This window comes from Pseudomonas sp. LBUM1676 (assembly GCF_059695605.1).
Genome location: NZ_CP166777.1, coordinates 2,783,306 through 2,797,385 on the forward strand (window position 1 = coordinate 2,783,306; position 14,080 = coordinate 2,797,385).

General features: G+C 62.5%; 12 protein-coding genes. 2 read left to right on the forward strand and 10 right to left on the reverse strand.

All coding sequences use genetic code 11. The features are described 5' to 3' along the window. Positions 1-37: 37 nt before the first annotated feature. The 4 genes from ACA041_RS13085 to ACA041_RS13100 all read right to left on the reverse strand — a co-directional run bounded on the left by ACA041_RS13085 (position 38) and on the right by ACA041_RS13100 (position 4,545). Entirely contained in the window at positions 38-2,479 is a 2,442-nt protein-coding gene (locus ACA041_RS13085; protein ID WP_497441486.1) for a TonB-dependent siderophore receptor, read from the reverse strand. A 102-nt stretch (positions 2,480-2,581) separates the two neighbouring features. After that, entirely contained in the window at positions 2,582-3,550 is a 969-nt protein-coding gene (locus ACA041_RS13090) for a FecR domain-containing protein (protein WP_497441487.1), read from the reverse strand. Continuing rightward, on the reverse strand, positions 3,547-4,053 hold the full coding sequence (locus ACA041_RS13095) for a sigma-70 family RNA polymerase sigma factor (RefSeq protein ID WP_497441488.1): 507 nt from the start codon (positions 4,051-4,053) through the stop codon (positions 3,547-3,549). Before ACA041_RS13095 ends, ACA041_RS13090 begins: the two co-directional genes overlap by 4 nt. 252 nt (positions 4,054-4,305) lie before the next feature. Continuing rightward, positions 4,306-4,545, reverse strand: a complete 240-nt coding sequence (locus tag ACA041_RS13100) for a hypothetical protein (RefSeq protein ID WP_497441489.1) — start codon at positions 4,543-4,545, stop codon at positions 4,306-4,308. A gap of 167 nt (positions 4,546-4,712) precedes the next feature. Here ACA041_RS13100 and ACA041_RS13105 point away from each other — a divergent pair, with 167 nt between their 5' ends. After that, on the forward strand, positions 4,713-4,961 hold the full coding sequence (locus tag ACA041_RS13105; RefSeq protein ID WP_497441490.1) for a hypothetical protein: 249 nt from the start codon (positions 4,713-4,715) through the stop codon (positions 4,959-4,961). 34 nt (positions 4,962-4,995) lie between these two features. Continuing rightward, complete coding sequence (locus ACA041_RS13110) at positions 4,996-6,153, forward strand: carboxylate-amine ligase (protein ID WP_497441491.1); 1,158 nt, start codon at positions 4,996-4,998, stop codon at positions 6,151-6,153. Between the two features lie 11 nt (positions 6,154-6,164). On the opposite strand, the gene yghX is transcribed toward ACA041_RS13110, so the two are convergent. The 6 genes from yghX to glcD all read right to left on the reverse strand — a co-directional run bounded on the left by yghX (position 6,165) and on the right by glcD (position 13,916). Continuing rightward, positions 6,165-7,058 (reverse strand): YghX family hydrolase, encoded by an 894-nt coding sequence (yghX, locus tag ACA041_RS13115; protein WP_497441492.1) that lies wholly within the window; start codon positions 7,056-7,058, stop codon positions 6,165-6,167. 425 nt (positions 7,059-7,483) lie between these two features. Further along, a complete protein-coding gene (locus ACA041_RS13120; protein WP_497441493.1) occupies positions 7,484-9,658 on the reverse strand; it encodes a malate synthase G in 2,175 nt (724 codons plus the stop codon). Positions 9,659-9,707: 49 nt separating this feature from the next. Next, complete coding sequence (locus ACA041_RS13125; RefSeq protein WP_064678201.1) at positions 9,708-10,109, reverse strand: heme-binding protein; 402 nt, start codon at positions 10,107-10,109, stop codon at positions 9,708-9,710. Between the two features lie 22 nt (positions 10,110-10,131). Continuing rightward, positions 10,132-11,349, reverse strand: coding sequence for a glycolate oxidase subunit GlcF (gene glcF, locus ACA041_RS13130; RefSeq protein WP_497441494.1), 1,218 nt, complete (start codon positions 11,347-11,349; stop codon positions 10,132-10,134). Positions 11,350-11,352: 3 nt separating this feature from the next. Beyond that, positions 11,353-12,417: a glycolate oxidase subunit GlcE gene (gene glcE, locus ACA041_RS13135; protein WP_497441495.1), complete on the reverse strand. Its 1,065-nt coding sequence runs from the start codon at positions 12,415-12,417 to the stop codon at positions 11,353-11,355. Further along, positions 12,417-13,916 carry a glycolate oxidase subunit GlcD gene (glcD, locus tag ACA041_RS13140; RefSeq protein WP_497441496.1) on the reverse strand — a complete coding sequence of 500 codons (1,500 nt, stop codon included), beginning with the start codon at positions 13,914-13,916 and terminating at the stop codon, positions 12,417-12,419. The genes glcE and glcD overlap by 1 nt, the downstream gene beginning before the upstream one ends. Positions 13,917-14,080 lie beyond the last annotated feature (164 nt).

Sequence of the window (14,080 nt, forward strand, 5' to 3'; positions counted from 1 at the left end):
GGCAAGCCTGGCTCCTACAGAACGCGGTTTTCCGAGGTTAGAACGTTGGCGTGTATTTCACGCTGAACATGACGTTTCGCGGATCGCCAAAGTAGTTGTTGCCATTGAGCTGGTTGTAGCCCGCCGTGTAGTAATGCTTGTCGAACAGGTTATTGGCGTTCAATGCCAGGCCGATCTCGGGTGTCAGCTGATAACCGAGGCGAGCGTTCCATACGGTGTAGCCCGGTATCTCATAGGTGCGTTCGTAACCCAGGGTGTGGCTTTGGGTGGTGAAGCCCAGGCCGGTGCTGACCCGGCTCCAGTCGCCGCTGAACTGATACTCGCTCCAGACCCGCAGCATGTGTTTGGGCGTCCACTGGCTGAAGACCCTGCCTTCGTCGACCGGATCTTCGAGGTATTTGGTGGTGTTGTAGGTGTAGCCGGCAAACAATTGCAGGCCGCTGAGCACTTCACCGCTGATCTCCGCCTCGATCCCCTGGCTGCGAACTTTCCCCGAGGCGGTCGAGCAGTACCAGCCGTCACAGGCAAAACCCGAGGCGACATCGTTGACTGCACGGTTTTCCTGGTCGTAGCGGAACACCGCCAGGGAAGTATTGACCCGGCCATCCATCAGCTCGCCCTTGAGGCCGATTTCGTAGTTGCTGCCGATCACCGGCTTGAGCACCGAGCCGCTCGTGGTGCGTGCGGTCTGGGGTTCGAACACGTCGGTGTAGCTGGCATAGACCGCCCATTCGCGGTTCAGGTCGTAGACGATGCCGGCGTAGGGTGTGAACTCCCCGGTTTCGTTGGTGGTGCTGGGCGCCTCATCGATAGCGACGTTGCTGAACGCGGCCTGGGTCGCCGACGTATAGCTGTAGTCGTACCAACTGACCCGGGAGCCGAGCACCAGGGTCAGTGGCTCGATCGGCTTGACCCGCCAGCTGCCATACAGACCTTTTTGCCGGATGTCGTATTTGCTCGGGGTCGCACGGCCACCGGGCGTATTGAGCAGGCCGTCGTAGCTGATTTCGGGGCGGTCATGATCGATGCCGAAGATGGTGTCGCTGCTGTTGTTGAAGGTCCGTGCAAAACGGTCGTCCGAGGTGAACTTGGAGTAGTTGCCGCCCAGCATGATCTCCTGCTGCATCGACAAGGCTTCAAAGCGCCCGACGAGGTTCATGTCCAGACCGATCTTGGTGGCGTCGAAGTCCGAGACGAAATCGGCGTATTGCACGCCGCTGCCATCGGCGTTGAGGCCGGCGCCGGAGGTTTGCAGCCGTTGGTTTTTCGCCTGGTTGTCTTCCGTCATGCGCACCGCGCCGACCTTGAAGGCCCAGTCGTCGTTGAAACGGTGCTCCAGATCGGCGTAGACCGTGGTGACATCGATGTCCGAATGGTTCCAGCGCGCGCCGGTGTAGGTCGAACGCGACAGATCGACCGGGCTGCCGTCGGCGTAGCGGGGCAGGCCGCGAATCATCGGTCGCGACTCGCCGTCGGAGTGGCTGACGGCCAGGCCCAGGGTGGTGTCTTCGCGCAGATCGAAGTCCAGCGCGCCGTACAGCGAGTGGGTCTTGCTCCATTCGTAGTCGGTGAAGGATTGGCTCTGGTCTTCGTCGGCGACAAAGCGGCCACGCACGGTGCCGGTCTGGTTCAGCGGTCCGCCGGCATCCAGTTGCAGGCCGTAATGATCCCAGGACCCGGCCTTGCCGGTGAGGGTCACGGTCGGCGCGTACTGGCCGCGCTTGCGCACCAGGTTGATCGCACCGCCGGGGCTGCCGGTGCCCTGCAGCAAGCCGGAGGCGCCGCGCAGCACTTCCATGCGATCGAAGAAGATCAGGTCCTGGGTGGCCCAGTTGCCCAGTGCGTAAGTGTTGCGCGGGATCGGCACGCCGTCGTACTGCCAGTCATCGATCTGGAAGCCGCGCGAGGTCAGGATCATGCCTTTGCCCACGCCCTGGACGCCCACCAGGCCGGTGGTCTGGTTGGCTGCGTCCTTGAGATCGGTCAGGCCCTGGTCGTCCATTTGCTTGCGGGTCATCACGGTGACCGACTGCGGAATTTCCTTGAGGGTGTGGGTGCCCTTGCCGATGGTCACCGCCCGTGCGGCGTAGGAGCCCGACCCTTCGGTGGTGGCATCGGCGCTGTGTTCGATAATGTTGGTCACACCCAGTTGCAGCGCGGCATTGCTGTCCGTGGCCGGCTCGACGCTGAAGTTGCCTTGCCCGGTCACTCGCAGCTGCAGGCCGCTGCCCGTGAGTGCCTTGTGCATCGCCTGCTCGGCGGACATCTGGCCGCTCACCGCGGGGGCCCTTTTGCCCTGCACCAGCGAAGGTTCCAGTGAAACGATATGTCCGCTCTGGCTGGCGATCGCATTCAGCGTGCTGGCGAGGGGGCCGGCCGGCAGGTTGAAGGACAGCTCTTGCGCCTGTGCCAGGGCAGGACTCGCCAGGGTTGCCAGGGCAACGGCGATGCAAAGGGGGTGGGGCCAGGGGTTGAACACAGCATTCTCCTGATGGTGTGGAAGTGTCAGGAGATAGGTGGGACGAGAAATGAAAACCGGACACGAATGAGAGTGATTTTCAAAAAATATTTCTCATCAGGGTTATTTGGCCCGAATCAGCGTTAACCATGGGCTGTAGCGATCCACACGGATGGGCAGGGTTTCGGCCAGTGCGGTGAAGGTCCGGTCCGGGTCGTCGAGCGGGAATACCCCCTGGACGCGCAATTGGCGAACCTCTGGTGAAACCCGTACAAAACCGCGGCTGTAAGGGCGCAGCGCCTCGACAACCTGCTCCAGTGGTTCATCAAGCACATTCAACCGTCCGCTGAGCCAGTCGGCGCGATGGCGCTGGTCGCCGACAACGGGGGTAATGTGCCGGGCTCTCATCAGGGCTGACTGGCCTTCTTGCAGATCCAGCGTCGTGCCGTCGATCAACCGCGCCTGGACCGAATGCTGCAGCACGACCACGCGAGTGGAGTCCGGTTCCTGAGCCACCAGGAAACGCGTGCCCAAGGCGCGTATTTCACCCTCGGCGGTGCGCACCCGCAGTGGACGCCGGGGATCGGCCGCCACCTGAATCACCAGTTCGCCGTGACGCAGAATCACCAGCCGTTGCCGGTCATCGAAGTCCAGGTCCACCGAGCTGTTGGCGTTCAGGCTCAGGCGACTGCCGTCGGCCAGGTTGAAGTCCTGACGCTGGCCGCGCCCGGTGTGCAGGTCAGCCAGTAGCGAATCACCCAGCGGGCTGCGCGCACCCAGCCACAAACCGCCACCGAGCAGCCCAAGGCCAGCGATCACCCGCAGTGCATCGCGCCGCGAGCCCTGGGGCTGCAGCAGCACTTGGCGCGCTTCGCTGGCCTGACCGGGCAAGCGTCGATCCAGGGCGCGCACCGTGTTGAAGGAGCCACCGAGACGCTCCTGAAGTTTCGCCCAGGCCTGGGCATGTGCGGGGTCCATCGCCAGCCAGGCGTTGAAACGTTCCTGCAGGGCGGCATCGGGTTGGCCGGCGCGCAGACTCACCATCCAGTCGATGGCCTGTTCGCTGACAGGGTCCAGACGCGGCTTGCTCATGGTGACAGCTCACTCAGGTAGCACTGACGCAGTGCCTGTTTCATGTAGCGGCTGACGGTGCGTTCCGACAAACCGAGCTTTTGCCCAATGGCCACATAACTCATTCCATCCAGCTGGCTATAGAGGAAGGTCGCCTTGACCACCATCGGCAAACCGTCGATGGCCCGGTCGATGGCGACCAGCGCTTCAATCAGCTGCAACTGTTCTTCGGGGGAGGGCGCCAGCGCTTCAGGCACAGTGGAGAGGCGTTCGAGGTAGGCCAACTCCAGCTTGCGCCGCCGATGCCGATCGAAAATCAGCCGGCGGGCGATGGTCGACAGGTAGGCGCGAGGCTGTTCGATGCTGTCGGGGTCGACGCGGGCTGTCAGCATCTGGCAAAACGTATCGGCGGCCGTGTCCTCGGCGTCCGCGTGATTGCGCAGGCGTCGCTGGATATGCTGCAGCAGCCAGCGATGATGGTCGCTGAAAAAGAAGCCCAGCTTGCTGGTCGGAGGAGGTTGCACCGGTTGGCTTTCCAGATGTGAGTGTGAATCGTTCTCAATACTACCTGTGAGAGGATCATCACTGCAATCTCCGGCTTTGCCGATGCCCGGGTGCGTGGTTCGTCTGAAAAGAATAAAAAGTTGCGGCGGCCATGGTGGCGTATGAGACATCTTGAAAATTTGGGCTAATGTCTAGTTGTTCGCCTCGCCAGTCGCGGCCCAATCAGCTCGTCCCTGACGTAGCTGGCGAGGTGAACTCCTCTTTTTTTTTCGCTAGTTGCCATCCGCCACCTTGCGTTCTATCTCGGCAATTTTTTTGCTGAGCTCTTCGGCATCCTGCTCTTTGGTTCGAGTGGAAGAGGGGGTAATGCTTTCATCCACTCCCCTGGTGTCACTGTCCCTGTCCTCAAGATCCCTTTCCACCACGTTGACCGGCTTGCCGGACGTATCAGTGGGTGGGGCGTTCGACGTTGCGGGTGATTCGACTTCGTTGTCACGGTCATCGTTATTCATGATGCGTACCTCGGTTGGCCTACTCATTGGATGCAGCACCAAGGGTCGAGTTCGAGATTTTTTGCCGGCGCGTTCAAACCTCTTGTCGGTCCTCATGAACCTATGTCGCAGCCGATAGCTCCATTCAAAAAACAACGCTCACATAATAACTATGGAATCCCACGGCCATGAACTCATTCAGAAACCTGCTGACGCAGGCCGAGGAGCAGCGACTTTGTGCATTGGATTGCTGGCATCGAGCGCTGGAGAACATCGCGCTACGCATGGAGTCTCCGGATGCCTACCATGAGGAGCTGCTACGACAGTCGGATGAGATGGATCGCCAGGGGATCGTCACGTGGGAAGAGTGGCGCGACCTGCGAATCGAGGCGGATCAGGCCTATCTGCGTGCGGTCGCCGGCGAGGACTATCACTGATGCAGCCTGGGCACGATCGAAGAGGGGCGCAGGGATGAACAGAGACCTGAAGTTTGGCATTGAAGAGGAATACTTCATTACCGACCTGGATTCGCGACGCATGTGCGCCACCCCTCCAGGCGCGGCGATAGAAGCGTGCAGGGCGGTACTGGGCGATTGTTTTGCCCATGAGATGTTCCAGGGCCAGATCGAAGTCGCTTCACCTATCTTCACCAGCCTTGCGCAAGCCACGCAGTACCTGAGTAACGCTCGCCAAAGGTTGCAGCTCGCGCTGCAACCTTATGGCCTGGGGTTGCTCACGGCCGGCAGTCACCCCCTGGCTGAATGGCGTACCCAGGAGGCCACGGAGCAAACGCACTTTCTCAAACTGTTCGAAGACTACCAGCACGTCGCCCGGCGTAGCCTGCTATCGGGTTTGCACGTGCATGCTGAAGTGCCGGGGCACCTGGACCGGATTCAAGTGATGAACGAAGTCTTGCCGTGGATGCCGTTGTTGTTGGCACTGAGCAGTTCCTCGCCCTTTTGGAACGGCGCCGACAGCGGTTTCATGAGCTATCGCCAGACGGCCTGTGATGAGTGGCCGAGGATGGGCATTCCCGAGTACTTCGAAAATCAAGGCGCCTATGAGGCCTATGTCGCCTTGCAAATCCGTACCGGCGCCATCCGTGAGGCCAGCGAATGCTGGTGGGGTGTACGGCCCGCTGTGCGGTATCCGACCCTGGAGTTACGGATGACGGATGCCTGCCCACGCCTGGACGATGCCTTGTGCATTGCCTCGCTGTTTCGATTACTGGTCGCCTGCGCCATCGATCAACCCCGCCCGGGATCGACCTGGTCGCAAGAGTCCCGATGGATACTCCAGGAGAATCGCTGGCGGGCAAAACGCTTCGGCCTCCACGGCTCTTTCATTGTCGAGGGCTACGACCGGCCTTTCTCTGCCGAGCAGTGGCTGTTCATGGCGCAGCAGATCTTTGGCGACGCAGCGCAGGCCATGGGCGTGGAGGAGGTGTTTTCCCAGGCACGCCGGATTCTGCGCGAAGGCACCAGTGCCGAGCGCCAGCGCCAGCTTTACGAGCAAGTCCTGCGCAGCACCGGGGAGGTTGATATTGCGCTGTCGCGTGTGGTGGATCAGTTGTTGATGGAGACGGCACAGGTCCCGTGCATCAGCGATGACCTGCAACGAGTCGTGTGAGTCACCCAGCCTCAACCCTGAACCAGATACCGCTTGAACCATTCCAGCGTCCGGTCCCAGGCCAGTCTCGCCGCGGCGTCATCGTACCGAGGCGTGGAGTCGTTATGAAAACCGTGGTTGGCACCCGGATAAATGTAGGCTTCATAAGTCTTGCCCGCTGCCTTCAACGCCTTCTCGTAGGCCGGCCAGCCTTCATTGATTCGGGTATCCAGTTCGCCATAGTGCAGCATCAGCGGCGCCTTGATGCGGGGGACGTCCTTGGCCTCTGCCTGGCGGCCATAAAAGGACACGCCAGCCCCCAGTTCCGGATAAGCCACGGCCGCGGCATTGACCACGCCACCGCCGTAACAGAATCCGGTGATGCCGACCTTGCCAGTCGTTGCGTCGTGCTTCATCAGCCACTCGATCGCGGCGAAAAAATCATTCATGAGCTTTTCAGGATCGACTGTCGCCTGCAGCTCCCGGCCCTTGTCATCGTTGCCCGGATAGCCGCCAACCGATGTCAGGCCATCGGGGGCGAGAGCGATGAAACCGGCTTTGGCCAGGCGTCGCGCGACATCCTCGATGTACGGGTTGAGCCCGCGGTTCTCATGCACCACCACCACCGCCGGCACCTTGCCGCTGGCCTTCGCCGGACGCACCAGATAACCACGAACCTGCCCGTTGCCCTTGGGTGAAGGGTAGGTGACGTACTCGGCGACGATGTCCGGGTCGGTGAACTCGACCTGCTGGGCAAGCGCGTAGTTCGGACTCAGCGCGGCGAGCAAGGCGCTGGCCGTCAAACCGCCCAGGGTGAACAACGCCGCACGATCGAGAAACTCGCGCCGGTTGATCTTGCCGTGGGCGTAGTAGTCGTACAGCTCGAGCAATTGCGGGGCAAAGTCTTTCGCTGTGAGACGGGTCATCTGTGCGCTTCCTGTTGGGGGAGCCGAGGGCCTGCCGGCTCGACGATGTGAGCGATAACTATCGAGCGTAGTTGATCGTGTAGGAGCTGGCTTGCCGGCGAAGACGGCCTCAAGCCTTGCCGCACCCATGCAGACGCCTTCGCGGGCAAGCCTGGCTCCTACAGGGTTTGGCGTTGCCACAATCCAACGGTATGCAGCAGATCCTGTAGGAGCGAGGCTTGCCCGCGAAGGCGGCCTGGAGCCTTGCACCGCCTATGCAGACGCCTTCGCCGGCAAGCCTGGCTCCTACGGTGGGGGTGGCGTTTTCCACAATCCAACGGCATGCAGCGGACCCTGTAGGAGCGAGGCTTGCCCGCGAAGGCGGCCTTAAGCCTTGTACCGCCTATGCCGACAACTTCGCCGGCAAGCCTGGCTCCTACGGGGGGTCAGCGTTGTTTGAACCTCTGCCGGAATTTGTGCAGCAACGGTTCGGTATAGCCATTGGGTTGCGCAACACCTTCGAACACCAATGCACAAGCCGCCTGGAACGCCACCGACTGCTCGAAGTCAGCCGCCATCGGTGTGTACAGGGGATCGCCGGCGTTCTGTTCGTCGACGACCCGCGCCATGCGCTGCAGTATCTCGAGGGCCTGATCCCGAGTGATCACGCCATGCAGCAGCCAGTTGGCCATGTGCTGGCTGGAAATGCGCAGGGTCGCGCGGTCTTCCATCAAGCCCACGTTGTGGATGTCGGGCACCTTGGAGCAGCCGATGCCTTGTTCGACCCAGCGCACTACGTAGCCCAGCAAGCCTTGGGCGTTGTTTTCGACTTCCTGACGAATTTCGTCCGCCGACCATGACGCCTCGGTCACCACCGGTACGCTGAGCAAACCTTCCAGCAGCTGCTGGCTGAGGCCATTGAAATCCGTGCGTTCAAGCGCTTCCTGCACGCTGCGCACCTTGACCTGATGGTAATGCAGCGCATGCAGGGTTGCGGCGGTCGGCGAGGGCACCCAGGCGGTGTTCGCGCCGGCTTGCGGGTGGGCGATTTTCTGCTTCAGCATGTCGGCCATCCGGTCCGGCATGGCCCACATGCCTTTACCGATCTGGGCCCGGCCGCACAGGTTGCAGTCCAGGCCGACCAGTACGTTGCTGCGCTCGTAGGACTCGATCCACGGCGTGCTTTTCATATCGCCCTTGCGCAGCATCGCGCCGGCTTGCATGGCGCTGTGCATCTCGTCACCGGTGCGGTCGAGGAAGCCGGTGTTGATGAAGGCCACCCGCGCAGACGCGGCGCCAATGCAGGCCTTGAGGTTGACGCTGGTGCGGCGTTCCTCGTCCATGATGCCCATTTTCAGGGTATGGCGTTCCAGCTGCAGCAGGTCTTCGATGCGGCTGAACAATTGCTCGGCGAACGCCACCTCGGCGGGGCCGTGCATTTTCGGTTTGACGATGTAGACGCTGCCGGTGCGGGAGTTGCCGCGGCGTTGCAGGTCATGCAGGGCGATCAGGCTGGTGATGACGCCGTCGAGAATGCCTTCCGGGATTTCCAGGCCGCCCTGGTCGAGGATGGCCGGGTTGGTCATCAGGTGCCCGACGTTGCGGATGAACAGTAAGGAGCGCCCGTGCAGCTTCAAGGCAGTGCCATCGGCGGCTGTGTATTCGCGGTCCGGATTCAGCCGTCGGGTGATGGTCTTGCCGTTTTTCTCCAGGTCTTCTTTCAGGTCGCCCTTCATCAGGCCCAGCCAGTTGCGGTAGACCTGCACCTTGTCGTCGGCATCGACCGCCGCCACCGAGTCTTCACAATCGATGATGGTCGAGAGTGCCGCCTCCAGCAGCAGGTCCTTGACCCCCGCAGCGTCGGCCTGACCGATGACGCTCTGGCGGTCGATCTGGATTTCCACGTGCAGGTCGTTGTTTTTCAGCAGGATGGCGACCGGGTCGGCCAGCGAGCCCTGGAAACCGATGTACTGCGCGGTAATGGCCAGACCGGTCTGGCTGCCATCGTTCAAGGTAACCTGCAGGGTGCCGTCTTCGATCTGGTAACGGGTCACCGCCGCATGGGAGCCGCTGCTCAAGGGGAAAGCCTGGTCGAGAAACGCCCGGGCAAACGCGATGACTTTCGACCCGCGCACGGGGTTGTACGCGCGGCCCGGTTCGGCGCCGTCGTCATGGGGGATCACGTCGGTGCCATAAAGTGCGTCGTACAGCGAGCCCCAGCGCGCATTGGCGGCATTGAGTGCGTAACGCGCGTTGACGGCCGGGACCACCAGTTGCGGTCCGGCCTGCAGGCTGATCTCGGTATCGACGTTGGCGGTGCTGACCTTGACGTCGGCCGATTGCGGTTGCAGATAACCGATCCCGCTGAGGAAGTCGCGATAGGCCGGCATGTCGCTGATCGGTCCCGGGTGGGCGCGGTGCCAGGTATCCAGTTCGGCTTGCAGGCGATCCCGCTCAGCCAGCAGCGCACGGTTCTGCGGCGCCAGTTCATGCACCAGCGCGGCGAACCCGCCCCAGAATGTCTGCGGGTCCAGGCCGGTGCCCGGCAGCACGTCCACCTCAACGAAACGTTGCAGGACGGGCGCGACCTTGAGGCCTTGGCAGTTCACGAAATCGGTCACTTTTGCATCTCCATCACACAGTATTCTTTTGGCGCGAGCCGCGCCCCGTTCATTTCAGGCTTTGCGCGCCGGCCTTGGCCACTTGTGCATCCTGCTCGGCCTTGACCCCGGACACCCCGACCGCACCGATGACCTGGCCGTCGACGATGATTGGCACGCCACCCTCGAGGGAAGTCAGCAGGGGCGCCGACAAAAAGGCGTGGCGCCCACCGTTGACCATCTCTTCATAGCCCTTGGACTCGCGCCGACCCAGGGCCGAAGTGCGGGCCTTCTCGGTGGCGATGTAGGCGCCGATCGGAGCGCAACCGTCGAGGCGTTCGAGGGCCAGCGGGTGACCGCCGTCGTCGACGATCGCGATGGTCACGGCCCATTGGTTGTTCTGGGCTTCGGTGCGGGCGGCAGCGAGGATCTGGCTGACTTCGGTCTGACTCAGTACGGCTTTGCTTTTCATGGGGGGATCTCCAGTGTTTGGGTTATGGCAATGCGGCTTCGACCAGTTCGATCCAATGCCTGACAGGGGTTCGGCCGGCACCGTCGAGGTGAGACTGACAGCCGATATTGGCGGTAACGATGACTTCCGGCCGGCCACTCTCGAGCGCATTGAGCTTGTTGTCGCGCAGTTGTCGCGACAGTACGGGCTGGGTCAATGAATAGGTGCCCGCCGAGCCGCAGCACAGGTGACTGTCGGGCACGGGCGTGAGGTTGAAGCCCAGGCGGGTCAGGATCGCTTCGACCGCTCCCCCGAGTTTTTGTGCGTGCTGCAAGGTGCAAGGGCAATGAAACGCCAGGCGCTGGTCGCTGTGTACGCCGAGCTTTTCCAGCGGCTCGTCGCGCAGCACCTCGACCAGGTCTTTGGCCAGGGCGCTGACCTTTTTCGCTTTCTCGGCATAGGCCGGGTCGGCGCTGAGCAGGTGCCCGTAATCTTTGATGAAGGCGCCGCAACCGCTGGCGGTCTGCACGATGGCTTCGGCCCCGTTTTCAATGCCCGGCCACCAGGCATCGATGTTGCGCCGGGCGCGATCGAGGCCGGCGGCCTGGGCGTCGAGGTGATAGTCCACGGCGCCGCAGCAGCCTGCCTCGCGGGTGGCGGTGACGCTGATCCCCAGTCGATCCAGGACACGCGCCGTGGCCGCGTTGGTATTGGGCGACAGGCTCGGCTGCACGCAGCCTTCGAGCATCAGCACCTGCCGGGCGTGGCGCGTGACCGGGCGCGGCTTGGCCGGGTAAACGCGGCGCGGCAACTTGGCCTGCAAGGTCGTGGGCAGCAACGCGCGGAACACCTGGCCGCTGCTGACCAGCACCTTGAACAGCCGTGGATTGGGCACCACGCCGCGCAATCCTTCACGCAACAAGCGCTGGTCGAGCGAGCGCGGCACGGCCGCATCGACCACGGCGCGGCCGATGTCCAGCAGGTTGTGGTAGTCGACGCCGGAAGGGCAGGTGGTTTCGCAATTGCGGCACGACAGGCAGCGATCCAGGTGCTGTTGGGTTTTCTGCGTGACCTCGTTGCCTTCCAGCACCTGTTTTATCAGGTAGATACGACCCCGTGGGCCATCCAGTTCATCGCCGAGCAATTGATAGGTCGGGCAGGTGGCATTGCAGAAACCGCAGTGCACGCAGGTACGCAGGATACTTTCGGCTTCTTCGGCGCGGGGCAACTGGCGGGCGTGTTCGCTCAAGGTGGTCTGCATGGGTCAAAGCTCCGCGTACAGGCGACCGGGGTTGAAGATGCCCCGGGGATCGAGTTGCTGCTTGAGGCTGCGGTGATAGCGCAGCAGTGCCGGCGGCAGCGGCTGGAACGGGCTGTCGATCAGGCCGTGGCTGTAGCAGGTCACATGCCCGCCGACCTCCTCGACGATCGAGCGGATGAACGAGGCTTCGGCATCGGATTTGAGCCAGCGCTGGGCGCCGCCCCAATCGATCAATTGTCGGCCGGGCAGGGACAGGCGTGCCGTGTTGTTGGGCACGGACAAGCGCCAAAGCGGCTGATCCTCGTCGAAGAAACTCAAGCGGTGTTCGTTGAGGTCGGCCCAATAGGAGGAATCCAGCTGCTCGCCGCCCAGGCGGTCATGGGCTGCCGTCACCGAACCTTCGCCACCCTCGAGTCGCAGGTGCAGGCGCTGACCGTCATGACAGGCGGCACTGATCGGCAGCGGTTGCTGGCCCCATTCCGCCAGGCGCAGCAGGGCGCGATCGCTGTCCATGTCCAGGCTGATGCTTAAGGTTTGCCGCGGTTTGGGAAGGACCTTGAGCGAGACTTCGGTGATCACCCCCAGTGCGCCGTAGCTGCCCGCCATCAGGCGCGACAGGTCGTAGCCGGCGACGTTTTTCATGACTTCGCCACCGAAGCGCAAATGCTTGCCGTGGCCGGTGATGACCCGGGTGCCGAGCACGAAGTCGCGAACCGAGCCTGACCAGGGGCGACGTGGTCCCGACAGCCCGCTGGCGATCATGCCGCCGACGGTGGCGTCGTCACCGAAGGACGGCGGTTCGCAGGGCAGCATCTGCTGCGCCGCGTCCAGCACTTGCGCGAGTTCGGCCAATGGCGTGCCGCAACGGGCGGTGATCACCAGTTCGGTCGGGTCGTAGCTGACGATGCCACGGTGCGAGCGCGTGTCGAGCACTTCACCGGCGACGATGCGCCCCAGGAACGCCTTGCTGTTGGAACCCTGAATGCGCAACGGCGTGGCGTTTTGCAGCGCCTGGTTGACCTGTTCCAGCAACACGCCGCTGTCATCGATATCCTGTTCGTTGCGCATCAGAAACGCTCCAGTTCAGGGAAGGGCATCTGCCCCATATGAACGTGCATGGCGCCGAACTCGGCGCAGCGGTGCAGCGTCGGAATATTCTTGCCGGGGTTGAGCAACCCGCTCGGATCGAACGCGGCCTTGACCGCATGGAACAGGGTCAGCTCATCGCTGTTGAACTGCGCACACATCTGATTGATCTTCTCCCGGCCCACACCGTGTTCGCCGGTGATGCTGCCACCGACCTTCACGCACAATTCAAGGATCTTGCCGCCCAGGGCTTCGGCGCGATCGAGTTCGCCCGGCTGATTGGCATCGAACAGAATCAACGGGTGCATGTTGCCGTCACCGGCGTGGAAGACGTTGGCCACCCGCAGGTCATATTCGGCCGATAACGCGGCGATGGCCTGCAACACGCCGGGCAGTTCGCGACGCGGAATGGTGCCGTCCATGCAGTAGTAATCCGGCGAGAGGCGACCCACCGCCGGGAAGGCATTCTTGCGTCCGGCCCAGAAGCGCACTCGCTCGGCCTCGTCTTTGGCCAGGCGCACTTCGGTGGCGCCGGCCTGTTCCAGCACCTGGCGCACCCGATCGCAGTCATCGTGGACGTCGGCTTCGACGCCATCGAGTTCACACAGCAGAATCGCTTCGGCGTCCACCGGATAGCCGGCGTGGATGAAGTCTTCGGCGGCGCGGATGGCCAGGTTGTCCATCATTTCCAGGCCGCCGGGGATGATGCCGGCGGCAATGATGTCGCCCACCGCGCGCCCGGCTTTTTCCACCGAATCAAAGGCCGCGAGCAGCACCTTGGCGGTCTGTGGTTTGGGCAGCAGTTTGACCGTGACTTCGGTGATCACCCCGAGCATGCCTTCGGAGCCGGTGAACAGTGCCAGCAGATCGAACCCCGGCGAGTCGAGGGCATTCGAACCCAGGCTCAGGTGCTCGCCATCGACCGTCAGGATGTCGACCTTGAGCAGGTTGTGCACGGTCAGCCCGTACTTCAGGCAATGCACGCCACCGGCGTTTTCCGCGACATTGCCGCCGATGGAACAGGCGATCTGCGAGGAAGGGTCCGGCGCGTAGTACAGGCCCAAAGGCGCCGCCGCCTGGGAGATCGCCAGGTTGCGCACCCCCGGCTGGACCCGTGCGGTGCGGGCGGCGGGATCGATGTGCAGGATATTGTTGAAGCGCGCCATCACCAGCAGCACGCCTTTTTCCAGGGGCAATGCACCACCGGACAGGCCGGTGCCGGCACCGCGGGCGACGACCGGGACGTGCAGCTCATGGCAGACTCGCAGCACGCCTTGCACCTCGTCGAGGTGACGTGGCAGCACCACCAGCATGGGCGTGGTGCGATAGGCAGACAGTCCGTCGCATTCGTACGGTTTGAGCTCTTCGCGCTGCTGCAGGATTTCCAGATCCGGCAGTCGCGTTTGCAATGCCTGGATCAGGGCGGTTCGGTCGACATCAGGCAAGACACCGTCGACGCGTTCATCGTAGAGGATGTTCATAGGCGGTTCACGGCACTCGGTTGTTTTTATTAGAGCCCTGGTTACGGATAACGCTCACTTGCATCATTGGCCCGGGGCGGTCTACTGTCTATGCGTGTTTTGACTGGTCGAACCAGTTTTTTATTCGCTATTTTCAGAATTGTGTAGAAAATAGCTTATTAAAC

What these genes read in the sequence shown, in the direction of transcription:
- ACA041_RS13090 (WP_497441487.1), bottom strand. Translation starts at nt 3,550, where the DNA reads ATGAGCAAGCCGCGTCTGGACCCTGTCAGCGAACAGGCCATCGACTGG.
- ACA041_RS13100 (WP_497441489.1), bottom strand. Translation starts at nt 4,545, where the DNA reads ATGAATAACGATGACCGTGACAACGAAGTCGAATCACCCGCAACGTCG.
- ACA041_RS13105 (WP_497441490.1), top strand. Translation starts at nt 4,713, where the DNA reads ATGAACTCATTCAGAAACCTGCTGACGCAGGCCGAGGAGCAGCGACTT.
- ACA041_RS13110 (WP_497441491.1), top strand. Translation starts at nt 4,996, where the DNA reads ATGAACAGAGACCTGAAGTTTGGCATTGAAGAGGAATACTTCATTACC.
- yghX (WP_497441492.1), bottom strand. Translation starts at nt 7,058, where the DNA reads ATGACCCGTCTCACAGCGAAAGACTTTGCCCCGCAATTGCTCGAGCTG.
- ACA041_RS13125 (WP_064678201.1), bottom strand. Translation starts at nt 10,109, where the DNA reads ATGAAAAGCAAAGCCGTACTGAGTCAGACCGAAGTCAGCCAGATCCTC.
- glcF (WP_497441494.1), bottom strand. Translation starts at nt 11,349, where the DNA reads ATGCAGACCACCTTGAGCGAACACGCCCGCCAGTTGCCCCGCGCCGAA.
- glcE (WP_497441495.1), bottom strand. Translation starts at nt 12,417, where the DNA reads ATGCGCAACGAACAGGATATCGATGACAGCGGCGTGTTGCTGGAACAG.
- glcD (WP_497441496.1), bottom strand. Translation starts at nt 13,916, where the DNA reads ATGAACATCCTCTACGATGAACGCGTCGACGGTGTCTTGCCTGATGTC.